Annotated in this window: 19 protein-coding genes; 5 read left to right on the forward strand and 14 right to left on the reverse strand. The window is 53.1% G+C overall.

Going from position 1 to position 26,393, the window contains the following annotated elements; genetic code table 11:
• Positions 1–368 precede the first annotated feature (368 nt).
• On the forward strand, positions 369–1,454 hold the full coding sequence (locus LAO76_26930) for a hypothetical protein (protein MBZ5494576.1): 1,086 nt from the start codon (positions 369–371) through the stop codon (positions 1,452–1,454).
• A gap of 227 nt (positions 1,455–1,681) precedes the next feature.
• Here the strand turns inward: LAO76_26930 and LAO76_26935 are convergent, their stop codons facing one another.
• The gene (locus LAO76_26935) at positions 1,682–1,957 is read right to left on the reverse strand and encodes a hypothetical protein (protein ID MBZ5494577.1); all 276 of its coding nucleotides are present in this window, start codon (positions 1,955–1,957) and stop codon (positions 1,682–1,684) included.
• Here LAO76_26935 and LAO76_26940 point away from each other — a divergent pair.
• A complete protein-coding gene (locus tag LAO76_26940; GenBank protein ID MBZ5494578.1) occupies positions 1,942–4,068 on the forward strand; it encodes a hypothetical protein in 2,127 nt (708 codons plus the stop codon). The genes LAO76_26935 and LAO76_26940 overlap by 16 nt on opposite strands.
• 481 nt (positions 4,069–4,549) lie before the next feature.
• On the opposite strand, the gene LAO76_26945 is transcribed toward LAO76_26940, so the two are convergent.
• The 8 genes from LAO76_26945 to LAO76_26980 all read right to left on the reverse strand — a co-directional run bounded on the left by LAO76_26945 (position 4,550) and on the right by LAO76_26980 (position 17,183).
• Entirely contained in the window at positions 4,550–6,337 is a 1,788-nt protein-coding gene (locus LAO76_26945; protein ID MBZ5494579.1) for a hypothetical protein, read from the reverse strand.
• 32 nt (positions 6,338–6,369) lie between these two features.
• Complete coding sequence (locus tag LAO76_26950; protein ID MBZ5494580.1) at positions 6,370–8,940, reverse strand: hypothetical protein; 2,571 nt, start codon at positions 8,938–8,940, stop codon at positions 6,370–6,372.
• A gap of 27 nt (positions 8,941–8,967) precedes the next feature.
• Entirely contained in the window at positions 8,968–10,185 is a 1,218-nt protein-coding gene (locus tag LAO76_26955) for a hypothetical protein (protein MBZ5494581.1), read from the reverse strand.
• A gap of 24 nt (positions 10,186–10,209) precedes the next feature.
• Entirely contained in the window at positions 10,210–11,145 is a 936-nt protein-coding gene (locus tag LAO76_26960) for a hypothetical protein (GenBank protein ID MBZ5494582.1), read from the reverse strand.
• On the reverse strand, positions 11,142–11,792 hold the full coding sequence (locus LAO76_26965; protein MBZ5494583.1) for an OmpA family protein: 651 nt from the start codon (positions 11,790–11,792) through the stop codon (positions 11,142–11,144). The genes LAO76_26960 and LAO76_26965 overlap by 4 nt, the downstream gene beginning before the upstream one ends.
• A gap of 6 nt (positions 11,793–11,798) precedes the next feature.
• Positions 11,799–13,130 carry a MotA/TolQ/ExbB proton channel family protein gene (locus tag LAO76_26970; protein MBZ5494584.1) on the reverse strand — a complete coding sequence of 444 codons (1,332 nt, stop codon included), beginning with the start codon at positions 13,128–13,130 and terminating at the stop codon, positions 11,799–11,801.
• Positions 13,120–14,178, reverse strand: a complete 1,059-nt coding sequence (locus LAO76_26975) for a caspase family protein (protein MBZ5494585.1) — start codon at positions 14,176–14,178, stop codon at positions 13,120–13,122. Before LAO76_26975 ends, LAO76_26970 begins: the two co-directional genes overlap by 11 nt.
• 251 nt (positions 14,179–14,429) lie before the next feature.
• On the reverse strand, positions 14,430–17,183 hold the full coding sequence (locus LAO76_26980) for a tetratricopeptide repeat protein (GenBank protein MBZ5494586.1): 2,754 nt from the start codon (positions 17,181–17,183) through the stop codon (positions 14,430–14,432).
• Between the two features lie 242 nt (positions 17,184–17,425).
• Here LAO76_26980 and LAO76_26985 point away from each other — a divergent pair, with 242 nt between their 5' ends.
• The 3 genes from LAO76_26985 to LAO76_26995 all read left to right on the forward strand — a co-directional run bounded on the left by LAO76_26985 (position 17,426) and on the right by LAO76_26995 (position 21,010).
• Positions 17,426–19,300 (forward strand): sigma 54-interacting transcriptional regulator, encoded by a 1,875-nt coding sequence (locus tag LAO76_26985; protein MBZ5494587.1) that lies wholly within the window; start codon positions 17,426–17,428, stop codon positions 19,298–19,300.
• Between the two features lie 303 nt (positions 19,301–19,603).
• Entirely contained in the window at positions 19,604–20,512 is a 909-nt protein-coding gene (locus tag LAO76_26990) for a hypothetical protein (protein MBZ5494588.1), read from the forward strand.
• Between the two features lie 156 nt (positions 20,513–20,668).
• A complete protein-coding gene (locus LAO76_26995) occupies positions 20,669–21,010 on the forward strand; it encodes a hypothetical protein (GenBank protein ID MBZ5494589.1) in 342 nt (113 codons plus the stop codon).
• Between the two features lie 230 nt (positions 21,011–21,240).
• Here the strand turns inward: LAO76_26995 and LAO76_27000 are convergent, their stop codons facing one another.
• From LAO76_27000 to LAO76_27020, 5 genes are all read right to left on the reverse strand, one after another.
• The gene (locus tag LAO76_27000; protein MBZ5494590.1) at positions 21,241–22,341 is read right to left on the reverse strand and encodes a transposase; all 1,101 of its coding nucleotides are present in this window, start codon (positions 22,339–22,341) and stop codon (positions 21,241–21,243) included.
• Positions 22,338–23,204 carry a hypothetical protein gene (locus LAO76_27005; GenBank protein MBZ5494591.1) on the reverse strand — a complete coding sequence of 289 codons (867 nt, stop codon included), beginning with the start codon at positions 23,202–23,204 and terminating at the stop codon, positions 22,338–22,340. Before LAO76_27005 ends, LAO76_27000 begins: the two co-directional genes overlap by 4 nt.
• Positions 23,205–23,677: 473 nt before the next feature.
• Positions 23,678–24,973 carry an MFS transporter gene (locus tag LAO76_27010; protein MBZ5494592.1) on the reverse strand — a complete coding sequence of 432 codons (1,296 nt, stop codon included), beginning with the start codon at positions 24,971–24,973 and terminating at the stop codon, positions 23,678–23,680.
• Between the two features lie 104 nt (positions 24,974–25,077).
• The gene (locus LAO76_27015; GenBank protein ID MBZ5494593.1) at positions 25,078–25,353 is read right to left on the reverse strand and encodes a hypothetical protein; all 276 of its coding nucleotides are present in this window, start codon (positions 25,351–25,353) and stop codon (positions 25,078–25,080) included.
• 45 nt (positions 25,354–25,398) lie between these two features.
• On the reverse strand, positions 25,399–26,388 hold the full coding sequence (locus LAO76_27020) for a methyltransferase (GenBank protein MBZ5494594.1): 990 nt from the start codon (positions 26,386–26,388) through the stop codon (positions 25,399–25,401).
• Positions 26,389–26,393 lie beyond the last annotated feature (5 nt).

Genomic DNA, 26,393 nt, shown 5'->3' on the forward strand with positions numbered 1-26,393 from the left:
CTCCTGCCTGTACCCTTGCCACTGCGGCCTGCCAAAACGGCAACCCGCGTTTCTTGGCACCTTTTAAATTCGCCACTCGCAGCTCCTTTCCTGCTTAGTGGGGATATTATCTCTGTCTCACTTTCGGGGTGCAGGACACGGAGCAGCAAGAGGCTGTGCCTGGAACGGACGCGGAGGCCCGGCCCCTGACTTCGCCACTGAGTTTTCGCGATGTTAGTTCGTCCAAAGTTCGGCACTTTCCGGGACGATCGGTGGATGCGGCGCTGCAGCGCTTGGATACGGAACCACGGTTACAATCCTTGCGGAAGTCCGCAACGCTGAAGCCGGGAGCGCGATATCAGCTCCGTTTGCACATCGGACACCGTTCGATGGACAGCATCGTCAGCGGCAAGATGCCAGCCGTCGATCCTCTGTTACCTGATCCCGAAGATGCGCGCGGACACGAACTTGAGTTCGTTGTCCAGCCCAAGGATTTCCACCTGCTGTCGCGGCCACTACAGCGCTTCAATCTGCCGCTTGCCGGCCAGAGTGATCCGGTTTATTTCACGATCCGTGCCCCTCGCCAGGCGGTCAGCAAGGCTGAACTCCGGATTCTGCTTTACTCCCGCAATCACATCGTACAGTCATTTTTGCTCTCAGCGGAAATTACAGACGAGGAGAGTACTGGAAGCGAGTCCAGAGAAAGCCTGCGAGTGTCTCTGGAGTTCACCCGCACGGAGCGGTTCACAAACCTGGATTCTTTGGAGCCGCGGCTATTGTCAATCGCAATCAATCGTGGACCCGGTGCCACACACAATATTTCCGTAAAGGGGACGAATGGAGCAGATGGCGATCTTCGTTTGGATCCAGGCACTTTCGATGATCAGGTGAAGGATTTGCGCTCATACCTAAGAATCGCGACGGAGGATCCTGAAAATCCCGGTACCGCTCGTTTTTATCCGGAAATAACCGATGGCGACCCTGCACCCGAGCCTCTGGCCAATGCGATTCGCGAACTGGCAAAAAAAGGCAAAAAGCTCTACGATGCCTTGTTCGCCGGTGCTGCTGAGCAACAGCCGAAATTGCGCAAAGATCTGGTAGAGGTGCGGAAAAAATCTGACGAGCGCTGCAAGTGGTGCGGTACGGTTTTGACTACGTTTTTCCCTGGACCCTTCTCTATGACTACGACCTGCCTGAGGATACGGCATTGGGATCCGTTTGCCTGGGCCGCACGCGGAATACTCAAGGCAAACCACAACCATGCAAATGCAAAGTCGACAGCGGGGCTTTCTGCGTGTCCGGGTTCTGGGGAATACGCCACCAAGTCGAGGAGTTTCTGGGACGGGGCCGCGCAACAGACACGCATGTATCGCTCCCGTTGCAGGGTGCCATTAGAATTGTCGCCGATGCTGAACTTCCGCAAGCGCAGGAGTTGGAGAACTTTCTTAAGAAGGAAGTCGGCACCAGTGCCGTAAGTACTGGTCCTGCTGACGGAAGGCAGTTGATTGAGCTCCTGTGGGAGGTCCCTCCGGTACGCCCAGCGGTGCTCATTGTGCTCGGACATATGGAGGAGGCGGATGAACGCATCCGGCTGGTGCGAGATAAAAATTGGCTATCGCGAGCCAAGCTTGACGAGCGTTCACAAAAGGAGAAAGAGGCATGGGATGAGCCCCGATCCATCATTCTATTGATGGCGTGTGATTCAGCCGCGACCAGCCTCAAAACGGTGAATAATTTTGTAATAGCGTTCAACACCGCCGGGGCGGCCGCCGTGGTAGGGACCGAATGCATCGTCGCTTCGCAGCTCGCGGCACAATTCGCACAGCACGTCAGCATCGCAATGCTGAAGGACCACCTCAGACTTGGCACCGCGATTACCGAGTTCAGGCGTGCGTCTCTCCAACGTGGCAATCCTTTGGCCTTTGTATTCAATGCCATTGGGGACGTAGATTTGAGGATTCAATGAGACAAGTGCCAAGTCTGTTAATCCTTCTATTGCTTGCAGGTAGCCGTGCCATTGCGCAGGCACCGCTGGTCACCATAGATGGCGGGGACAGCGTGGACCTGTGCGCGAGCTGCTCCAAACCACAAATTCGTGTTGCAGTTACACCGACGGCTAACTTTCGCCCCAGGGAGAACCCGAGCGTATCCGAAGTAAGTCTCGGCGCGCTAAGAGACAACAGCCTACGGGATGCATTTACGGTCAAATGGGAAAAAGGAAAACAAAACTACCCCATTGCGTTGCTCGTGGACATTGATGCAACCAAAGTTACTAAGGCAGGAACCTACAACGTCGTCTTAAACTTGCTACCTAAGACCCAGCCCGACGCCCCACGCCTGACTCTTCAGGTTCAGCACCCTACAGCCCAGCTGCAGCTGCCGTCAAAGCTGATTGTCTATCGGATTTTGGGGTGCAAAGACGATAAGCAAGCGCTAGTTATGGCCGAGATCTCCGGGAAATCGTCCATCACTGACGTTCAGGTTTCTCCGGCCCTGCAACCCTCTCTTCTCGGCAACGTGCCCGTCACCGGACAGTTGCATTTAATTGTTCCCAATAAGCTGGAAGCCGGCAAGCCGACGAACGTAGATTACGAACTGATGGGAGATTTCCCTCTAGGCACCGTGACGGGTGCGATGCAAGTCACGGCACCGCAGCTAACACAGGCGGTACCCCTTAATTTCGAAGTTAGAAGCAGACTGCCGTTGTTCATGGTTTTTGTGTATGCGTTGGCGGGCGCCTTGGTGAGTTGGCTATTGAAAGTGTTATTGCAAGGACGTATCGAACTGAACCAGGCGCGCATCAATGCTGATGATCTCCTCCACCGCGTGAAAATGGATTGCGACAAGCACCTTGACTCGACCTTTCGCGGGGCCATCGATCAAGCTGTTAATGACCTTACGACAGCCCGCGCAGGAGAATCGGCAGCCGATATTGAAAAATACCGTCAAGCCCTGGACCAGATTTGGCGCGATGAGTTGAAGAAACTGGCCACACGGCATCAAGACGTTCAGATAATTTTCGACGACCTGCGTTCCGTTACCGACAATACATGGGCGGTGCCAAAGCTTGTAATGTCATCCGTTGAGACTGGTAAACGGGAACTGGACAAGGCGGCAGTAAAATTAGGCAACGACGACCTGGCCGGCGCCAAGCAAGATCTGCTCTCGCTCCAAAACAACCTCGGGCTTCAGGTCAAACTTGGGGCGATCGAATGGCAGCAGAAGATGGTGAACTATTTTGAGTTCCTACAAAAGTCAAGGGGCGGCATTTCATCAGTCCTCAAAATGAATTTACAAACTGCTTTAGAGAAGCAACAGTCTGCTCTTGCCAATATTAAAGACGACACCGCTTGCGCCACAACAGCCAACATTCTGCAAGTGCTTTCCACTCTGACCATTTCTGTCTCCCACATTCGCGACCCTCTTTCGCAACTTAAAACCGCGCTAGTGGCCGAGATTGAAAAGACGGCAAAGCAGATGGCCAAAGCGTCCGATCAACAGACAATCGCCAGATTGAAGAAAGAGACGCTCGATTTTGCGGCGACACTCCAGCAAGTGCCTGACGATCCGGGGACGGCCCTTGATTCTCTGCCAACACAGCTAGCCAATCTAGACCAGGCTTGGCGCCATGCGTTGTTAAAGCAATTGGGCTCGAAGGACACAAGTGCAGTAGAAGCCCGCTTGAACGTACAGGACTATGCCGGAGCGGTTAATGTTACGATCAACGCGTACTCAAGCAGCACTTTTCTCAGCGGCACACCGCCGCCAGGCGCAGATGCCATATGGCCCTCTAGTCTTCGTTCCGACTTTGTGGTGGCACCCATCCCATCCTATCGCACCTCGGCGCCTGCTCTGGATCTGCCGCGGGAAGTTGACCGCACTCCAGTAACGCCGCGTAAACAACTTTTTTGGGCCAAGAGCATACAGAGCGCAACTCTGTTTTTCTTAGTGGGACTCGGCGGACTCATGTTGTACCAGAGCACCTTTGTTGGGACCTTCGAAGACTTCTCAAAGATCTTTTTTTGGGCATTCGGGCTTGATCTGACGATCGACACTTTACGGCAAGCAACCAGGGCGAAGAGTGCTTAAAGAGCTTGTTCCAAGAGGTAGACGTTATGCATAGATATCTGGAACATTCACGTTTCACTATTTTCATCGGATCAGTTCCACAATCATCTGGTTTTGAAACACCGGAATACTGTTGCATCCCATCTTTTAGAATCAATTAGTTGCAGACTGGCGGGTTGAGACGATTTTGGAACGGCCCCTGCGGGCAACGTCGATGGCCGATGCGACGGAGTTGGCCGCGAAGAAATCTGTCGTCCTGAACCCTTTGCGCCACTCCGCTGTGTTGGGGTGGGTTGAGCAAAGGGTTCTGTGTTGCAGGCAAGAGAGATACTTTTGGTGAAGCTCCGAAGTTGAGGCCTGTACAGAAAACGCGAAAGCCGCCGCGCGCGAACCTTTGCAAGTCTCCAGGGGACACCATTCAGAAAGCAACTTGCCAAACAACAAAAGAGACTCAGCCGCAACGACTCAGACGCGTGCGAACTTGCACCTTTTGTAACCATGATTATGACCGCTGGCTGGAGACGGGTTCCACCCCAAGAGTCTTAAGCTGTCTTCCTTTTGCGTAAAGACCCGCCGTAGAGAGCACGTAGGTGATAGTCACCGCCCAGAGGACGGGCCGTACCGGTGTTCCCGCAAGCAATGCCCAAACTGTACAGCCCAGCATAAGTACGATGTGGATATAGGAATAGACCTGGTACTTTTTAACGTATCTCTGTCGAAGAGCGGCATAAGTGATATTGCTGCTCATGAAAGCCGGCAGATATGTTTTGGTCATCCCTATGATTGCCACAAGGCCGAAGAGGTTTCCTAGCGGCAATAATGAGAGGTTTAACCAGAGAGACATCTTCCTGGCAAACTCCCGAGATTTCTGCCTGGGCAGTTCATCGATCTCTTGCAAAGTGGAATCCAAGGACTTGATACCGTCCAGTAAACGAGTCTTTATTTGTGCAAGTTTGCTTTTGAAGGAATAGAAGCAGAGCGCCGCGTCGGCAGCCAACTTGTCTTTTGCAGTTTGGGTCAACAATGCGGTATCAACCACATTTTTTACCAACTCATTCAACGGTTCACCCAGCTTCTGCTCGATTTCTTTTTGCATGCATTGAAGCCACGGCTTGTGTTGTTTGAGATAACGGTCCTGATTTTCTTCTTCAAGCACGCTGAGCGCAAAAAGAACATCCTTGCCAGCAGGGTCAAAGACCGTCATCTTATATGAATTCATTTTCGACAACTCTGAATCGACCGAGCTCTGGATTGCTGCGATTGCGCTGAAGACCGGCTCCAGCCTGGCGGAACAACGATCAATGGCCTGGACCTGCTGCGAGAATAAAGCCTTGCGTGCGCGGACCTCGCTTTCAACCTTCGCCAATGCGGAAGGATCGATGATATGCCCATACTCAAATGAAGTGTTGATCGCAAAAGAGAGAAGCCGTTGGATTTCCACCACAGCGTCTTTACATTGCTGATAAGGAAGCGCCTGCAGACTGTCCTGGATGTTCTTGAGCAGGACGGCATTAGATTGATAACAGCTCAGGAGAAACTCTGCCGCTTGTCGCAACCCACTTCCCACGTCCTCCCCGCTCGTCGTCATGATGGTGTTGAACTCTGCATTGAGCTTGTTAAAGATGTCAGTGGCTGCGCGCTGTTCCACGGTATCCTGAATTCGATCATAGAGAAAGACGTAGGCCCTTTTTGTCACATAGGAGAGCAGAAAACCGGCAAAGAGATTGCCTTTGTTGTGGAGATTGTCATAGGCAAGCTGTTGCAATTTTCCTAAGAGGGTAAGGATATCCTGGTCCAGAGCAGGTTTCAGCTCTTCCAGCTTCTCGCGCACCTGTTCGTCCAACTCTGCTTTCTTGTCTTCCAGTTTTGCGGTTACGTCTTCATAACGTTCTTTGGCCCGGCCCGCCTGGTCTACAATCCGGCGGTGAAGTTCAAGCTGGGCGTTGTACTTGTCCACTTTTTCGTTGTAACGCGCAACGGAATTGGGATTGCTTCTGTCAACAAAAAAGCTGGAAGGACCGCTGCCAGGCTGTGTCGCCGTGGCTTTTGCGGCAAGACCATCCAATTCCGCCTTGGCCTGCTCAACGCGTTGTCGCAGGCCCGAAAGGGTCTGCTCGCAGCGAGAGATAAAATCGCTTACTCTCCGCTTTGTTCGTTCATAGCTTGCTCCGTTGACCACTTGCGCGATACGTTCATCTTCATAGTTGGCGTCCAGGTCAGCCTGGCTCAGAAAAAAATCCGCATTCAGGATGGACGAAACCTGCCGCCGCACCAGACTCATTGCTTCCATGTCACTATCTCCTTTACCGGAAATTCAAGGGTTCACATCTTTGCGATCGCAAGCGCATTTTTTGCGTTGTTGCGGCCACCGAACAGGCTTTTTCTCTTCACGCTGATTGCGAATTCTTCCTCGCGCGATCCTTTTTGCAAAAAAATATTTGTTTGAAACATATCCATGGTCTGCATTTTCAATTCAACGAGCGGCGATGTGAGCAGCCGCACAAAAACATCCTCCAGCGCCTTCCGTCCACGAGGAAATTCGCCGCTTTCCACCACGCAGGACCGCAGGTGGTTGAAAAAAGCCTCGCGCAGGTAGTTCGTGCGGCCCATGCGAAAAACGGTATTGAAGTTTGCGAATATATCTTCCAGAAACTGCGCGAACCGAACGGGGGAATCAGGAGACTGGCTCAAGGCCGTGAGAATGGGATTGGCGCGGGCATGTTTTTTGGCGCTCCGGGTTTCTTTTCTTTCCGCTGAATCGGCCTTTGCGTCTTCTCGTTTCTCGGCAACCATTTCCTCCTTCGTCATGATGAATCCTGAAAGCTCATCGGCAATGCCATCCGACTGGAGATAGAGCAGGCAGACCAGGCTACGCAGGCCTTCATTGCCGCGGAGCCATTTTCGCAGCTCCGTGAAAACTTCTATGGGGCCTTTTGCCAGACATAAGGCCACCAGCGAATACTGCATCGCAAAGAATACCGGTCCGTGGTGGCGCAGGAGAGCGAATCCCAATTCCTTCAGGAATTCATGGGCGGCGATAAGCTGGAAAGCTTCTTTTCGAGTGTGGTTTGGCTTTTTGAATTCACGCTCGATGTTCTGCATGATGCGCAGAATCTCGTCATTATGCGACAAATAAACCGCCAGCTTGGCTTCGGCGATGTTTTTCAGTCGCGCCATTGCCAAAGGTAAGTCCAGGATCCCTATTTGCTTTAAGGCCGCGATCGCTGTCCAAATTTCATCTGTATCGTCCGACTGACCCATCCGCTCCAGATCGGCCAGACAGTTGCTCATATAGGTTTCATTTGTGCTATGCATGATCCCTTGAAACAGATAGCCTACGGTGGCTTGCCGCCACCGGACGGAGTTGGCATGTGTCCATTCTGAAATTAGGGGAAGAATAATGGCGGCCGGGTCCATCTCTCCGATTCTTCCCAAGATGCGGGCCGCATGGATCCGCAAAGACAGATTTTCTTCCTGTGCCAATTGACGCAAAATGGGCAGAAGCGAGGTCATTAACCGGCGCGTCTGATGCAGGAAAGCGGGCCAGAGCGCTTCCAGAAATGCCTGGTCCTGGAATTGCACCATGTCCCGGCCATCGGCGCTGGGCTTGATCGTCACCCTCGCTTTGGTCAGCAACTCGTCATCGCAGAGCCGTTCCGGGCGATATACGAAATATTTTTCCGGTGTTCCGGTCCACTTGTGAATCGGCTTCAGCAGAGCGCTATACAGTTCCTGAAACTCTGTCCATGGGACACCTTGCGGACCGGATACCGGCTGAACCAGTCCCAGGACAAAGGCGACGTTCCAGGCCTCAAAATCCGCCGCCAGATATTTCAGCCAGAGAGATACCTGGTCCATCCTGCTGAAAGCCCGTTCGACCGTCGATTTTCCTTCAACCACGATGGACAGGTATTCGCGAACGAAGCGACGGATCCTGGGTACAGTTTTGCCGTATAAAAGGACCTGGTCCCGCTGCTCTTGCGTTAGCGTCACATCTATTTGTATCTCTTTCAGGATGCTGTTCAGAGCCTCGCTCAGCTTGGCGGAGCCAAGCCGCGGTAAAGGAATGCATAGGCGCAAAGCCTGCAGCTGCGAAGAAATGGATTCGATAAAATGATCGTCGGTGGTAAAGATCAGATACGATCCTCGTGCCTTCAGCTCGCGGCAGAGCGAATCAGCAAGCCGCTGATCGAGCCCTTCCAAGAACTCGCGCAGAGCACGGTTCTGGCCGGTCAGAAAATCCTTGAAAAAGATGACGCAGCGGCAAAAAGATTCTTCCTGCTGCACCGCCTCAGCCAAATTGATTTGTACTGCAGCATCCAGGGGGAAAACCTGCGTGATTTCCTCCTTGAGTTCAGGATCACACAACCTCAGCCGATGAGCGAGATAAATGGCCGTGGAGCTTTTGCCCGAATTCGGCTCGGCCGAAATGATCAGGATCCGGCTTTCCTGCAGGATCGAAATAAACTGGCTGGTGGTCAATTCATCATGGATGTGCCTAACAGCTTCCGCTTCTTCGGTAGAACGAGTCAGCCTGGCCCGCATCGACTTGGAAAATTGCGTGATCCGGACAGCCCCATCCGTTCCGATGAAAATATCGCGGGCGCTCCTCATCTCCAGCTTGAACGCAGTGTTGTCGACTGATCCACCCGTGCCGCTGATCTCAGGACGGTTATCGATGTTGAGTGAGAGGTTTAACGGCTCTCCATTCTTCTCTCCATCCGGAACGGCCTTTTTCTTTTCCGTCTCCGGAGTTTTCGGCTCCGGCTCTGGAGCGGCAGGCTTTGGCGGTTCAGCAGAGCGGCTTGGCGCAGTTTTTGCAGCGGCCGGAGCAGCGCCGGGCGCGTTCCCGGCAGGCATACTGTTTGCATTCTTCTCAGGCTCATTGCTCATGGAATTTTGCACCTCCCCTAAAAAACGTCATGCCAGCCGGGCTTGAAGATCTTCCTGATCGAGCAGGCGCTGCAACCAGGTAAAGGACTCACTGTCAACTCCATTCGGAATTTTCTCCTGCCCCTCGACGAGCGCTGCACGATAGTCATTCAGGAGCTTCGCGTCCGCTCTTTGCATGCGGTAATTCTCTGCGATCCAATGGAGGAGGTTTGCCAGGAAGTCCCGTTCAAAGGGGTGCGCTTTACGCGCGCCAAAGCGGCGCATGGCTTCATCCAGGACGGTTGCCAACATATGTCCATTCTGGGATCCCGCCCCGAGCATGGCCACAGGACTGGAAGAAGCAAGCCCAGGTGGCATTCCACTGGGCCTGCCCTCGTCTGGGCCGGGTATGCCCTGAAACGCTTGCCAGATGATCTCCATTCCGCGGCTCAGGGCTTCCGGAGTCTGGATCCCGCTGGCAACCTCGCCCAGCGTCTTACCCAGAATAGAAACGACAGTTTTCTCAAGTTCGGTCTGGTTCTTCACCCTTTCGAGCTCTTTCTGGTACAGCAATTTCGCCTTTTCCAGTCCCACCTTTGGCCCCAGCAGATCCTGTTCGCGCGCGATCATCGCCTTCTCACCCTCGTTATCGATATCAGCAATCTCCTCTTTGCGATTGAAGCTGGCCTTCTTCTTGAGCGGCTCCGCGTCTTCAGCGCTCAGGTCCAATGAGATTTCAATGCTTTTGAGCTCGATCCCATACTCTGCCGCAAATTTCTCCAGGCGCTCAAATTCGGGCCCCTGAATGATCTGGCGGGGCAATGTAGAAAAGTTGTTGGCAAGCTTGCTTTGGAAGATGTCTGCCCAGGGAAGCCGCGTAATCGCGCCACCCAGTGTTTCCTTGATTTCGTCGCGCAGCTTGCCCAGCGGATCATGGCTCAATTTCGTGACAATGAGTGCGGGACTGCTCACGCCGTAGCGAACGTAGAACGTGAGATCAAAGAAATGGCTGGCGCTCATGTGATCAAAGCGCTGGGTGAATTTGAAGTTAAGAGTGGAAGTGCTGTTCACCGCATACGAGGCATACTCCCGGGCCGGGCCGAACAGGCCTTTCTTCTTCGGCTGAAATTGCTCGCCTTCCTTGACCATACCCACGAACTGCATGCCTTGATCAATGATTTCGAAGACCGCGATGTCGTGCCCAGGCTTCGCGCCATAGCCATGGCGCTCTTCCGAAACGGCACCTTTTTCCTGAGTGAAATTCATGTGCGTCCCCTCCATAAAAGCGTTCTATACGGATACCGCGTTCAAGTCTCTGGCCTGTTCAGACACAATCCTTGCGAGAGCATTCAGCTTCGCTTCCAGCCGGGCCAATGCGTGCTCCAACAAGCGACCGGTCGCGGATTCCCATGTGTCCTGGGCCGAAATACCGCATTCCTCCAGCAGGCAAAGCATAGGTCCTTTGTTCTTGAGGCTCGACGGCCCCAGTTGGCGAGTCAGTTCCTCGAGAAACGCGGCCCGCGGAGCAACCGCCGGCTCAAGCTCATCCAGCGTGCATTTGGCCAGCAGCATATGGCCTTCCGCCATCAGGAGCTCAGCGCGCGAGACCGTAGTCGTGATCAAATCGTCTTCGTTCCTGAAAGGGAGCTGCGCCAACGCGTCCTGGAGCGCCCGAAGATTTGCGATCTGCATCCGCCGGGCCCGCATCTCTCCCTCGTCGGCTTCCTGAATGCGCAACAGACGTTCCACTTCCAGTTGGCACATGCCAGCCACAAAACGCGACGGCCGCAGCTCACCCTTGTCATAAAGTTGGCGCGCTGCCGCCAGGAGGCGGCGAGCGGTTTCATACGCCATGAATGACTGGGCCGCGCCGGGCCCGAGCGCTTCAGACAACTTGCCGCAAAGCCCCTCGGCTCTTTGAATTAGCGCGCGCGCCGCGTGGCTCAGGCCCAGAACCTTCCTGGAGGCTTCGGCCCGCTTCAGTTCGCGCAATGCAGCCTTGAAGTTACGCCCGCGGACGTGGGCGCGTGCGGAATTAATGGCGTTGTCCAATGTGACGCACAATTGGAACTCACGGGAGCCGCCGCGAACCTCGCCTATTTGAAAAATGGTTGCCCGGTATCCCTCCAGGATGAGGGAGATCTCCTCTTCGAATGCGAGCGCGACCGCGTCATAGCGGATCTGGCGGGCCTGGTAGCGCCATAGGGTGCGACGTAGATCAGTCATTGGCCCCTCGCCGGCAGTTGGTCGGGGGTAGCGAAAAGGACCCGCAATTCGATCCTTCGATTGTGGCTCTGATGCCACGGAGAATTCTCCACCGGATGGAATTCCGCGTATCCGCCGGCAGAGAGCTTGTCCGGCGGTATGCCCCGTTCCATCATGAAGCGCACAACCTCAATGGCTCGCGCGGCCGATAACTCCCAATTGTTTCGGGGATAAGCGCTCCGATTCAGGGGCTGCTTGTCTGTGTGGCCTTCCACTTCGATCTGCTTGAAATCGATGGCGCCGGCGCCTGAGCGCAGAGCGCGAGCGCATTTGCCGAGCATTTCGCGGCCCTTGGGCGCCAGGTGGTATTCCCCGGACGCGAACAGGACCTCTTCGCTGAAACGGACCTGAAGCATGTTGAGCTTCGAATCATCCAGAGTGACCTTGTGCCGCGCAGTCTCTTCTTGAAATTCTTTTTGCATAAGCTCGGTCAACTGCCTTTGCTCCTCGCGAAGACGGGCGCTTTCGAAGCTGTCAATATTGAGGGTTGTCTGAAGAAAATTCTGCAGCACAAAAACCATGAGCACGGTGGTGAGAATATCGACATAGCTCGGCCAATATTCAATGCCGGACCGGACCGTTCCGTGAGCCGCAGGAGTCTTGATCATGGTTGCCTACTTGAAAAGCGCATAGCCTAACAGCGCAAGATCGGAGACCACCAGAAAACCAAAGATCAACTTCACCTGCAGAGGCCACGACATAAGGCTGCGCTGCTGCTCGTATGCGCGGATCAGGCGGTCGATCCTGACCATGTTGGACTGCTCTGCCTGCGTTCGCTGGCTTTCATAAGAACGAACCATCAGATCCATGTGGTTCAAGCTATTCTGGTTCGATTGCGCGACCTGGGAAACAACGCCCGGAAGCGTTTCCGCAACCATCATCAGTGACTTATTCAGGTCCGCTACCTGCTCGATCACGCCGGAAGTTTTGCCGATGAGGGTCTGGATGCGTTCGGAGGTCTCGGCCTTGTTTGAGTCGCGAATCGTGCCGACGATCTCCACAAAGCCCTTCTCAATAGCGTTGAGTTCCACCAGGGTCTCCTGGTTGTTCCGCGCTATGTCATCGAGGCGGCTGAAACTGGTTTCCAGTTGCAGGCTGACCTTTTCCAGCAGACTGTCATCTTCCGTTGCGGGCACGGTGGCGGGAAACAGGTCTTCCGTGGTGAACCGGTCAAGGCGGTCGAGAAAAGCTGATTGCGCATGGCCCAGACGGTGATTGAGCCAGGAGAGAATGATGGCGGAGGTAATGCCGGCCATGGTGGCGCTGAACGCGGTTCGCATGCCGTCGAGAACACCCCGGATGTGAGCGATGGACGCCATCCAGGAATTCAGGGTCACGCTCCTGACATCGGCAGGAAGGCCGAGATCGATCTGCTGCACCATGATGGCCAGTCCGATTACGGTGCCCAGCAATCCCAGCATCATGGAAAGGCTTGCCGCGTAGGACGGCAGGGAAAGCGATTTGGACGAAGCTTCGCGCGCGAGGGTCATCTGCTGCAGCGCGCTTAGGCTCACTTTGACCTGGGACTCGCGCATGCGCTTGATCAGCTCCAGCCGGTCGGCGATCACTGTCCTCCGCGAGAGCCCCTCCAGCAGCGTCTCGGTCGACATGAGGCGCGCCGGCGTTTTTTTCTCCTCGCTCTTTTTCTCTCCTGCGGCCCCTATTTTTACTTCCGCACCGCTTTTTACTTCGTCGGCATTGTCCGCCGGCCCCTCTCCGGCCCATTCTTCCCCATCCATTTCTTCCGCGGCGCGATCTTGCTCGTCCTCTTCCGCCGAATCCAGGTTTTGCGATCGCTTGAGCTTGCCGGCGATATACTCCAGGGCCTCCGTTTCAGTGACGTTATATCGCCGTGTATGCCGCAATGCCTGCCATGACGCAATCGCACAGAGCAAAAAAATACCGGCAATAAAGTAAGGCCACGCTGATGCCAGACTATTCTCCATGGCGGCTCCTCTTGGACCGAGTGGAGCGGCGGCCGCCCGGGGGAATCTTGATCTCGGCGCCACAAAGATCGAGATTGCCTTCAGTCTGCTTGAGAATGTCCTTATTAACGACTCCTGGGATCGCCTCCGCCGGGCCTTCGTAAGTCAGCCCGATCTTCTTAATGGAGCCTCGATGACCCACTATCAACTGCTGATTGATTATTCCTTCCGGCGCCACGGCTGGTAACAGCTCCTGTTCGAGAGCGGCTTCCGGCACGAATTTTTCGAACGGCAACGGCTCAACCCGGTTGTCGCCGCCTCCGTAGTAGGCGATCTCGAAATTGTCGGACTTGAAATCGAATGTGGGGTGTTGACGGTCATTGGTTTTGCGGGGGACCTGTTGGCTCGTATAGGTAACCAGGTCGCCGATGCGTACAAAGCCATCACGCCGCGGATTGCCCTCCCCGCACAGCGCCTCCAGAAGAGAGTGGGTAAACGCGCTGTAGGGCTTGCCTGTCCATGAGAGTTCCGCGCCCGTCGATGAGGCCAGCACGGCCCGGCCCTTCTTACTGGCCAGAATCGTCCGCACCTGGGGTGACAATTCTTTGTATGCCGACCCTTTGGCCAGGGGCAACTCGATCCCGCCGGCATGGCAGCAATCCAGCACCAGCAGTAATCTTTCCGCCCGGATATCTTCCAGCAGCGCTGTGAACTCTCTACCATGCATGGTGGTTTTCCGAAATTGATTGCCGCCGTATCCGTATGCGACGAGAGAGTAAGCGTCACCCTCACTCGATTGCACATAGCCGCCATGACCGGAAAAGTAGACGATTACGGTGGAACCTTGCTTCTCTTTTTCAATGACTTTGGCCAATCGCTTCAGCTCGACGCGAATACCCTCAACCGAGGCGTTTTCTTCCGTCAGCAGGCGGACCTGATCGGGCGGATAAGCACAACGTTTGGGATTGACCAGGATGTTGCGCAGCCCCTCAACGTCCCGTATTGTGCACGGAAGGTCGCCGCCCACCCCGATCAATAAAGCATGGCCTCGATGAAATAGCGCGCTCATAAGGACCTCATGGCAAGAAAACTGAAATCTTACATAAGCATGTAAGGGGCCAAGGGCTGCTTCCGCGGCGCAGTTTCTGAGCTTGCATGAACAAAGGACTTGTTGGGGGGATACCGGCGGGAAAGACTACCGGCCATTGCGAGCCTCCTAATTTTTAGAGAGCTCTGCTCAGGAATGAGCAATTAATGGGAAGGGGTGCGCGCGCGCCGCGTGCGCCGTTCAGCTCCCGCAGAACTGCGGATAGAGCAGGATTAGTTCTGCAGCAACAGCTTTTGAAAGCGACGATCGCCGCGCAGGTTGTCGAGCACTGGCGTATCGCGCAGCAGAGTCCGGGAATACCCGCCGGCGACAGCTTTGCTCAGCCACTCCAATGCGGCATCGGTTTCGCCGAGTTGGTTATAGACTTCGCCGGCGCGCTTTTTCAGCCATGCATCGTTCGGTGCGAGCGCGAGAGCTCGGTGGAGACAGCGCAGGGACTTCTCCCTGTCGCCTAGCATGGAGTAATAGTCTGCAAGATTGCCAAGCACATCGGCTTTTTTAGGATTCACGCCGAGATCGCGCTCGGCGAGCAGAATGGCCTGGCGATAAGAGGCCATAGCGGCCGTCCGGGTATCTGGCTCCCTGTATTGTGCAGAAGCAAGATTGCCCCACATGGTATAGTCCTGCTGGTTCAGCTTGATGGCTTGATCGTAATAATTGGACGCCTCAGCAAACTGACGCAGATGAAAGTACGAGGTCGCAAGATTCGAAAGTGAATCTTCACTGGGCTGAATGGTGGTCGACCGCCGAAAAAGCGGTACTGCGTCGTTATAACGGCCTTGCGACAGGTAAATGCCGCCGAGATTGCTATATCCACGGTAATTGTCGGGCGCTAATGAAATAACCTTTTGAAACATGGCAGCCGCTTCTTCATACCGCGCCTGACGGTAATAGAAGGCGCCCAGTTGGCTGTATCCGCCCCAATACTGTGGCATTAAGCGGATTGCCTGATGAAGAATATCTTCGGCTTTCTGGGGCTGCCTCAAAGATTCGTAAGCTTTTGCCAGACCGCGGTAAGCGCCCGCGTCGGCTGGATCGAGTTCCCGAGCAAGGTTGAACTCTTCGGCTGCCTTCTCGAACTGTCCAGTACCTTCATATACATTGCCGAGACAGGAATGCGCTTCCGCCATTCCGGGTTGTAGCCGGACTGAACGTTCGCATGCTTCCCGCGCCTGGCGCACCAAATCCTTATTGTGCAGGTTTTCGTATTTTAACCAATATGCCTCACCCAGAGCAGCGTAGGAGCTGCCATAGTTCGGGTCGAGGTTGAGCGTGCTGGAAAGTATCTCAATGGCGCTTTCAATGCTCTCCGGTTTTTCGTAGTCCTGCAGATAGCCGCGACCTTTGAGATAGTTGCTATAGGCCTGCGGATAAACCGTGCCATGGCTAATGAGCCGCGCTTCCTCGTCTCTGGTAGGTTTGATCTCCAGCATGGCCAGTACATTGGCCACGATGCGGTCTTCCAAGGCAAAGGGATCATCACGGGCAAAATCGACTGTATCACCGCCCAACTGCTTCTGGGCCGCAGCATCGATCAAAACCACCGTCACGCGCACAAGCTGTCCGGACCTCTGCAGGCTCCCTGTTACCACCACATCAGTGCCAAACTCCTCCCGAGCCTTTTCCACCGTTGTAATTTGCCGCGCCCGCAACTCCGCCATTGGAATGATCTGGAAAGAATGCCCCCGCGCCAATTGCGAGATGCTGGCCGCCATGGTTTCTGCCAGGCCATTGGCAAATGCCTGGCTTTCAGGGTCGTTCTTGATCACGGTAAACGGCAGCACCGCCACACGCCGATCACTTTTTCTGGCAACTTGAGATGAGTTTGTCCGGAAACTGTTCAACAACAATGCAACCACGAGAGCTCCGCACAGCAGCACCCCAGCCAAGACCGCCATCCAGGCGCGACCCGGCTTTTTCTCGCGGAAAGTGGTCTGACCATGTTCTACGTGTTCTATAGATACGGCAATCTTTTTGCGTAGCACCTCGCTGATTTCACTCGAGCGGAGAAAACGCTCCTTTGGGTCCGCTTTCAGGCAGCGCAAAATTACGAATTCCCAGCAAGGATCAATATCAGGAAGATACACACGAGGTGGAACCGGAGGTGTTTCCAGCCGCTGCAGAGCAATTGAGCGGCGGGAATCGCCGGTAAAAGGGTATTTCCCCGTGATCATGTAATAAATGACGACGCCTAAAGAATAGATATCGGTTGCGGCAGTCACTTCAGCCCCTTCGAGCTGCTCGGGCGCTATGTACTCAGGAGTTCCCACAAGCGATTCGCCCGGCGCAGACTGAGACGGGCGTTCGGTTGAAGATGCAAGGGCCAAGCCAAAATCACTGATCACGGGACGAATTCCCTGGCCAGCCTGCACAAGAATGATGTTGCTGCTTTTTAAATCACGATGGACAATGCCTGCCTGGTGCACAGCCTCAAGGCCGTTTACGATCTGCTCCAGCAGAGGCAAGGCTTCCGATGCATGGAGTGGGCCGGATTCCTGCAAATATTCGGCCAGAGTTTTGCCCCGCAGCAACTCCATGGTAAAGAAAATGGTTGGTTGTGGGCCATGCAGGCTGCTTTGATGGTATCCCACATCGAAAACTCTGCATACATTCGGATGGTTTATTTGGCGCAGTAACCGGATCTCCTGCTTAAATCGTGAGGCAGCCTGAGCATCACAAGCCACCTCAATCCGCATGATTTTCAAAGCAAGATGATCATGAATATCGAGGTCTTCAACTTCATATACTTCTCCCATTCCTCCCATACCTATCAATCGCACAACCTGATAGCGATTGGCGAGCACTTCAAAGCGCGCGAGAGAGCCATAAGCCGTCTCCCGGCAAGCAGAGGGCTGCTCCGGGGCAGCATCATTCAAGGGCTGTCCGACCTCTTGCCGCCAGGGGACTTCAGTAGAATCCTCAGCTGTTCTTTCTTTGTCCCAGGCAGGATCCTTCGATTGGGTCATGCACTTTCCTTCAATCAAAATGGGAGTTGGGGTGCGATATTATGCCATGTATACCGCCCTTTTGAAGCATTATCTTGGTAATACCACCGTCGGCAAGCGTAAACTCCCAAGCAACACATTCAGTGGGGGTTATCATGATTATTTATTAGCCAATCTTTATGAACCGCAAATCTGCCGGCTTACAATCACCACGCGCAGTTTTCAATGCATGGAAATTCATAAACATGGGGAATTGAGGAATTATGCCCTACCTGGTAGTTTCCCTGGGCGACGTGGCACACAAAGAATTCGCCTTCCCAGCCGTTGATCTCATCACGATCGGGCGTTCTCTCAGAAACGATATAGCTCTACCGCAGGCCAGCCGCAGAATCTCGCGTTTCCATGCAGCCGTCGTGCGTTGCGATGGTTCCGACAACACATACTTTATCCGGGACCTGGGAAGCGCGTGTTCGATTCAGATAGATGGCGTCAATGTCGATCGAAAAATACTTGCGGATGGAGACATCATCCATATTGCCGAGTATAGGGTCCAGTATTTCAGCCGTAATCAACTTCGGAAGCGCAGCAGCCCTCTCCGGGTGGTCCATCGGAGGCCCCAAAGGCCTGCGGACCGGAGCACCACGCAAATCAGCGGCGCCGTCCTATCCAAAGATGCTGCGTTTCCGGAAAGACAGGAACTACTGGAAGAGCTACGACGGCAAAGCAGCAGAGCGACGCCGCTTCCGGAGCTTATTACTCAAACCATGAGGCTGCTGCTGCCCGTTTTGAAAGCTGATCGCGGGTTTGTGAGAATTTTTCTGAACGACAATTGGGACCAAACCCATGATATGGGCATCACTGGTCTTAAAGACCATGAAGAAATTGAAATCACCGATGAGAGCTTCATGGAAAGATTGAAAAGGGGTGAAGTGGTGATCGAAGAAACCACCATGCTTGTTCCCATCCTTTCTAAAAAGACTCTGAAAGGTTTCTTTTGCATTGACTGGAACTTTCCCGACGCCTCGCTTTTGGACAATACAGGCAAGTTCCTGATCGCCTTAGGCGCCGAAATAGCCTCCCATTCTTTTATTTTGGCTGATAACGAAACCAAGACACACTCTAAGGAACGTTTTCGGTGGCCTGCCCATATGGTGGGTAAAAGTCGGCAGATGGAGCGGCTTACCCGAGAAGTGCAACAGGCCGCCGCCTCTGACATCAATGTATTGCTGATCGGCGAGACTGGAACAGGCAAGGAACTGGTTGCACGTGAAGTGCATAAGCTCTCGGGAAAAAGACAGGGCCCTTTTGAAGCGCGCCATTGCGGACAAGTCACCGAGAGCCTTGCCGAAATAGATATATTCGGCTATGGCCCTAAATCCGGTATTTCCGGTGCCCGGCCAGAGGGTGCGCCCGGATGGTTTCAGTTAGCCAACGGCGGCACTCTTTTTCTGGACGAAATTCATACTCTCAGTCCAGTGATGCAAGATAAGTTTTTACGGGTGCTGCAGGAAAAAGAGGTGCGCCCTTATGCTGTAACCACTCCTGTTCCGGTTGACGTAAAGGTGATAGCCGCCACTGACGTTGATCTTGAAGCAGCGATGCTGCAAGGGACATTCCGCAAGCCGCTTTATTTTCGTTTTGGCATCAGGCTACATCTGCCTTCCCTGCGGGAGCGGAAAGAAGATATTCTCTTACTGGCATTCTATTTTCTGGACAACTATGCCGATGAACTGAAAGCGAATACTCGGTCTATTTCCCGGCGCGCGCTTTCTAAACTGGTTGAATATGATTGGCCGGGCAATGTGCGGGAATTGGAAAATCTGATTCGCAAGGCCATTCATCCAGAGAAGAAAATTTTATTCTCCTGGGACCTGGAACCGGACGATTCCACCAAGGCGATGAACTCCTTAATCCCTTCGCCAAAGATATCCCGATCCTCAAAACGGGCAAATAAGATTTTAAAACCGATGACCGAGGTGGAAAAAGAAAAAATCATGGAGGCCCTGGAAGCAACCCGCGGCAACATTACACAAACCGCCGGTATTCTGGGATTTAGCCGACAAACACTAGTTAACAAAATGGACTCTTTCGGCATACCCCGCAATTATGGCGATGTGGAAAGTGCTCAGGACGAATAACATTCAAAGCTTCTCTTTCTTGTACGGCCCTCACTTTCCCGGTTTTCCCCGCTGTGCCTGCCCGGCATCTCAGCTTATCCTGCGCGGCATGCACATCAGCGGCAACCTACCTCATAAAATTTAGGCAGTCCCGAAATTGTCGAAAGCATGACAGCGGTCCAGATGCTCTGCTGGACAGGCGCATCGTTCCTATGCCGTTGCGTTTTCCGGCCTTTTGCGCGTTTATCTTAGCAATGCGCCTTTTGGCACTTCCTTTGCTACAGAGATTTAACGGACCCAGCAGTTGCCGAGGACGGTAATGGCATGGAGCAATTGAACACAGGCACGAACGGTAGCATCACCCCACCATATGCAAATGAAGCCGGGGTGGGTAAGACCGGAAAACCGTGGGTTGCCGTCCATCGATACAGGCTACTTGCCTTTTCAGGGCTTGCGATATTTTTGGCCGCGCTCTTCGCTCTGGGGATGCCCATTTGGTCAAGCCCGTTGGAAATCGAGATTGAAACACCAAATGATCGCGATCAAGCAAATAACATCTCCTTCAAAACGCCCGAGGAGAATCTGCGGGGGAGTGTACGCAATGCACGCGGGTTTTTTGGAAGGAATATGATTTTGGAATCGGAGGTCTACCCTTGTATCAATGGATGGTGTGAACCCCGGCTCATTGGGCAAGTGGATGCCAATGGAATTTGGATGATCCCGCATGTCCTCTTACGCTATCCAGCAAAGAATACCGGCCAGGCAAAATTACAGGTCATTTTGGTGAAAAATCGCCATTCCCACGCTCCTTTACAATATTTTTACTCAAACACATTAAATGCTACATTTCCCAAGCCGGAGATCACGTTAGAAAGCATCTGCGACCATCGGATAACAGCATCCATGCCACGACGGATCGGATGCAAATCGCTCAAACTGGAAGGCAAAGCCCGTAGCTTGCTCTGGATGCGTGAGCGGATATGCGTCCAGATCATCAGCAAGGGCAACAAGGCCTTCTGCCTGCCTGCTGCGTTGCGTAATTCAGCCACGGACGAGAATAGTTGGACGCTATACTACAAAAGCCCAGTCAGTGGAAACCTGGAAGTCAACATAGGGCTGGATGCAACGACCACAGGCAAAGCCTGCAACCCACAGAGCGTACTGTTATCCGAACATTTCTTGTTAGCCGCCCAGGCACACCCACCCAAAGGAAGCGCTCATGGCAATCTTTGATTTTCACCTTCTCAATCCGAAATTCTCACGCCCAGCCGAGCGTTATGGTGCAAGAGCAGACAAAGCATCGTCTGCGTTTTTTTCTGCAACAAAAGTTTTTCGTTGCCGGTGTTGGCGCGAGGAACGGAATTTTCAATAGATAAAGGAGGCAGCACGATGTCAGTTTCTGGGAACCTCGAAGAACCGAGGACAGCACCGCATTTGCGCGTAGAACTTTATGGCAAAAACCGCGTCAGCCATACCGTGGAACTCCACAGAGGCGAACGCGTCCTGTGGGTCAACATTCTCAACAAAGAATGCACCGTTTGTTTTGAGGTAAAGTGCCCTTTCTCAAACCAGGAAAAAAAATACACAATTGCAAGTCGGGGCTATACGCTCTCACCACCGTTCGACGGTCCGCAAGACGAGTATCCTTACAAAGTGGAATGTGGAGATGATGACGGTAATGACGATGATGACGGTCACAAAGGCGATCCGGTAATCATAATCAAGGGCTAAAACCTTGATTTAGAGGTTCGCCAATGACTCAACTACGAGCCGTGTGATCTGGATCATTAGGAAAATCAAAAATTTTGTTTCCCCACCAGCGCCTTGAAGTTCCGCGAGAAAACCTGCAAGGCCATGTAACGACGCAGAAGGCGACTTTTGGCGTTATTTGTCAGACGAGATATAACTCAACAGCTGCAACTACACACGGAGGTGCCAAAACAAGGTTCGGGCTGGCTGCGTTAAACTGTGGCTTGCGCTTCGAGCCGTCGCACCCACTGCATCCGCTGCCCAGCCGGATCGAGGAGTGGGTCCCGTCCGGACAGTTGCTTGCGGGAATCGGCCCAACGTAGCGGCATGGGACGAGGTTGGCGCTTTTGGCCGATTGCGTTGAAAATCGCATCGAAGAGCCGGTTAACGCTCCGAGGAGCAAACAGCCCGAAGTACCGAACAGTGTGTTGGTAGTGCTTTAGGAGATGCTGAACCCAAAGATCGATGAACTCTTCCGGTGAACGCTGGATTGCAACCACTCGCTTCAATTTCTTATCTTTGGCCCAAAACGTGATACTTCCCTTCTCGATTTTAATGATACGTCGCTGTGCGATGGGCGGGCGCCGGGCATACCTTCCTGCATATTGAAGAAAGTGCTCTATTGAGTTAAAAGATTGGATCTTAACGCTCCACCAGCGTTCCTGCTCCAAGAGCACGGCCGCCAGTTCTTCAGATGTCATGTTCGTTCTGAGCACGCCAGCGCAGTGGGCGGTGCTGAGTAAATCTAATACCGCCCTCCGCCACAGCTTCATCAAAAAATCGTTGTCGTAAAATACGCGAGCCAACCAGGAATCATAGGAGGCCTTTAGTCCTCCGGCGGTGATCATAGTGTGCACATGAGAGTTGAATTCCAAGTGCCCATTAAAGGTGTGGAGGATCGTGATAACGCCTGTGCGCAACCCGTACTTGGCAAGTGTCAGGGCTGCTATTGCCCCCGCAGCAAGCGCTGGCAACGCGTCGGCAAGAGGCCGATTGTCACGGAAAAGCCGCCAGAGAGCCTTCGGCATTGTAAAGGTAATCCCTTTATAGACAACGGGTGGCAGAGCTGCTAGACGCTCCCGCTGCCACTTCATTGTGGCCCAGTGGCCGCAGCTTGGGCAGGCTCGGGATTTACAGGTGTGGTAAACGATCAGTTCACCATTTTCTGAGGCAAAAACCTCTGCGCCGAGCGCAGGCGTGCGGCATTGAAGGACTTTGCGAAACGCGGTCCGCACGTGCGAGGGAACGCCGTCGTGATCCCAGTACCAGCGTGTCTGCTCCAAGATCTGCTTCAGCGGGTCTCGATATCTCATGCCATAGGCATTTCTGCCAAAGCGGCGGTAATGTCGTTCCAATCATCTTGGCCTATTAGGATTACCGTTTTCTTGCGTGCACCGGCTCTCATCACGATCAAGCCAGGCTGTCGTGCTTCCCGCTGTAGCAGAGCGCGCAAGAGCAAATCTGCTTTAGGACCAATTTTTTCCATCCTTAATATTGCGATGGCCTGACGGGTCGTTTTGCCGTTTGAACGCCTATTTAGGTAATGCGTGAGATCCTCTAACTGCTCATCTTTGGGGCGCCGGCATAGTTTTGAGGCACAATGGATTGTCACAACGCCTGTTTGGCAGGCCTCTATCAATCGGGGATGGGCCTTCAGAAGAACGGCCTTAACTTTGCTGACGTTGCGAGGACAGGCGCTGGCGAGATAAGCGATCTCTTGCCGCACTTCGATCTGTCTAGCTTCCGGCAAATTTGCCCAACCCTTGTCTTTGCCGCCTACAACCTGGTTTGCATGAGCCTTCGCTTGAAGATAGGGCTCCTGTTGCAGTGCTATCTGAACTCGGGTGAAGGCGTTCCACACACCTCTCGATTGCTGAAGTATCAGAATCATTTGAAGGGCTTCATCGTCGCTCAGTTGATACTTTGTGCAATTAACTGCCTGGCGCCCTTCGCTGACCGCGGCGTGCCATTCTCTGATGCCAGAGATCACAATGCCACTAGATGTAATCAGAATTGGTTCTGGGACGGTTTCAGGAGGCCGCCGGCCGTAAACCGTCTGGTTGATCAGTGACCCAACCAGGCCCAGATGGATGAAAACTGGATGCAACCTCAGTTGCACGGGCGGATAAGCGGCTGGAGTTCCCAGCAAATCTTTCCCGCCTGAAACCAGAGACACCTGCAGCCGCTCCTGAGCGCTCTGGATTTTTTCTGGGGCAGTTTGGCCGCATTCAGGAGCACTTCCCTGTCTTGGATAAGGGCGAAGCATTCTCTCGTTTCAAAAAACGAGGGAACGAACGAGGGAACGAAAAAGTTGAGACCTACCTATTTACACTCACTTAGCTGCCATCCATTTTACACTCACTTAGCTGCCATCCATGCGCTTAGAATTTTTTGTAAGTCCTTACGCGTCAGCAAGTGTCTGGGCTCATAACCCAAAGGTCGGTGGTTCTAATCCACCCCCCGCAACCAATCCTAAGTTTTTGATTCTGCAAGCCTTTCCTTCCCGACAACTGAAAAGTGTAAGAAAAATGTAAGAAAGATTTGCCTCTTTAGCCATTTTCCGCCTTCTCGTCTGGTATCCCATTGATTAAAATCCAACGCTAGCGAATGAGACTCGGTCAACTATACCGGGATGATAATGAACGCAGCTTAGGTAGCAACCGCTTGTCGTACAGATAAGGCGTCAGGCAGCTCATCTTCTATGTTCCTGAGATGCCGGTTGAAATAGCAACCCACCGTGATCAGAAGTGCCAGAATACCACTCAAGATCAGCAAGAAGGCGGCGCCTCTCCCTGGGCCGACGCCTATTGTACTCGTCAGCCCGACAGATTCCATGTATCCATGATCGAGAAACATTGGTCCAAAAACGTGATCGGCCAACGGCCCGGCAAGGAAGAAAGCCAGCGGAGTCGAGGACCACGCGATCATCATTCTTGTGGAAAATACCCGGCCTTGCATTTCGAGCGGGACCTTCATCTGCCAAATTGCTTGGCTGCAGCCGTTAATGATGGGCAGTTGAAAAAGGACAATAAAGATCGAAAGCGTAATCAGAAGTGCGGAAGCTTGCAACCCTCCCAAGATCAGCCCGATTCCATAAAACAGGGAGAATCCCAATAGGCCGTGAATTCGCCGCTTAGGTCCGCCCCATGTGCCCATGACTACGCTGCCAGCTAAGAATCCTAGCCCACCAATTGACATAATCGTACCCAACACGGCAGTGGAGGTAAAGGACAGGATCATTGGGGTGAATAACATCTGAGCAAAGCTGGAGGTAACGTTGATCGAAGCAAAAAAGAGGAGCAAGCCCACGAGTCCAGGGCGTTGCATAATGTACATCCATCCGTCATGCGCTTCTTTCAGAATCGGCCGCTTGGGACCTTTGGCAGGCAGCATTGGAACCGACATCAAAAACAGTGTCCCGATCGCGAAGAGAAACGTAGCAAAATCGATGGCGATGATGCCTTGAAGTTTGATCGGCCCAAGCAGGGATGCCGCCAAAACAGGAGAAAGCACTTGGGCTGCCGCGGGAGCAAGTTGCATCATCCCGCTTGCCCGCCCAATCTGCTTCATCGGCACCATTTGCGAGAGCAAGGCCATATAAGCCGGCATGCGGAAGGCCCCAGCGATTGAACCCACGGAGACCAGAATATAAATTTCCCAGATCGTGAGTTGCCCGGTAAAAAAGAGCACAGCAAGGATGAGACTGGAAACGCCAGCTCCAATATCGCTGAGCATCATCACAGTGCGGCGGTTGACCCGGTCTACCATGGCGCCGGCCAGGGGCGAAATTATGATTCCGGGTAACATCACGGAGACGGAAATCAATGCGAAACGCGTAATCGATCCTGTACGCTGATAGACCCAGATTCCAACTGCGAAACTCGTCATTCCAGATCCTACCAGCGAGATAAGCTGGCCAAACCATATCACGAGAAAGCTGCGAATTGAGCCTTGTTCTGTGGTCTCGGTCACGTCTCCTCTAACCTCTTCGCTGCAAAATTTCAATGAAGAATTTCGTGAATCGTTTTTTTTAAAGAGATCGAATCGCCTCAAAATTTGTCGATCTTGATTTTCGATTTAAGGTACCTTCCAATGCCTGTAAGCATCATGACCAAAATGCCTGAATCTCCGCGTCGAGTCCAAAACACGTTGTCAGGGGAAAGAACCGCATTGGCAGACAATACCGCCATACTCGGACGAGCATGCTGCAGTTCTTCCATGCCAAAAGGGAAACAATAGACTGTCAAGAAAAATCCGCCATACGGCCGGTTCCATTGCTTCAGTTCTTCCATGCCGACAATAAAACTACGGGACCTGTGTGACATAAATTGACATACGATCCTAAACGATCATGGTCGCATGGCACTCTATTATGAAAGGTCCGTCGGTCTGAAAATTCGTTTGACGGAGAAACCTGCTTGTGCAAGGAGGGATCGAAACTGGGATTCGTTTCGCTCCATTCCCCCTAACAAAAGCATGTTTAAATCCATTAAATTGGCCGTAGCCTTTGAATTTTGAATAGCTTCGACTAAGAGCAGGGTGCCGTGAGGACTCATGGCTCGATGGCAGTTTCTTAAGATAGTGAGAGCCTCCTCATCTTGCCAGTTATGAATCACATTTATCAGCACATAGGCATCTGCGCCCTGCGGAACAGAATCAAGGAAGTTCTCGCCAACAATTTCGCAGCGTTCCGTGACTTCGCTGCTAAGTAACACAGAAGCACTGGCCACGACTGCGGGAAGATCATAGAGTACACCACGCAACTTGGGATTTGCCGATAAGACGCGATGGAGAAATGCACCTTGGCCGCCCCCAACATCTATAATTCGTTCGAACTTCGAAAACTCATAAGCAGCCGTGACGACACGGGCAACCACAACGGTTTTAGCTGTCATTCCCTCATTGAAAATAGCAGCATCCTCTGGATGTTCGGCCAGATATTCGAAGAATGGTTGGCCATAGGCAAGCTCAAATGCCGGTCGGCCACTTCGAACAGAATTGTACAGTTCTCCAAAAGCTTTCCAGGACAACGAGAGCATGAGTATCGAAACCCGAACCGACTCCGGATGATCTCTCCGCAGTGTTTCGCTTGAGGCGGTATTCTGAAAGATTCCGTGTGGGTCCTCGACGAATACACCTAAACTGGTCAGGGCTCGTAGCACACGATGCAGTGTTGGGGCATGAGTCTTCGTCATTAACGCAAGTTCATTGATATCTCGGCGCCCCTCCCCAATCAGGTCCGCTATTCCCAGCATGGCAACCACGTAGATCGGCTGTGCTACGGAAATTCCAGGTTGGATCAATTTCATTATTTGCATGGCCGTGCTGACACGAGTGGCCTTGGGAACTAGTTCCGACACTAGAT

Source organism: Terriglobia bacterium, assembly GCA_020072645.1.
Taxonomy (GTDB): domain Bacteria; phylum Acidobacteriota; class Terriglobia; order Terriglobales; family Acidobacteriaceae; genus Angelobacter.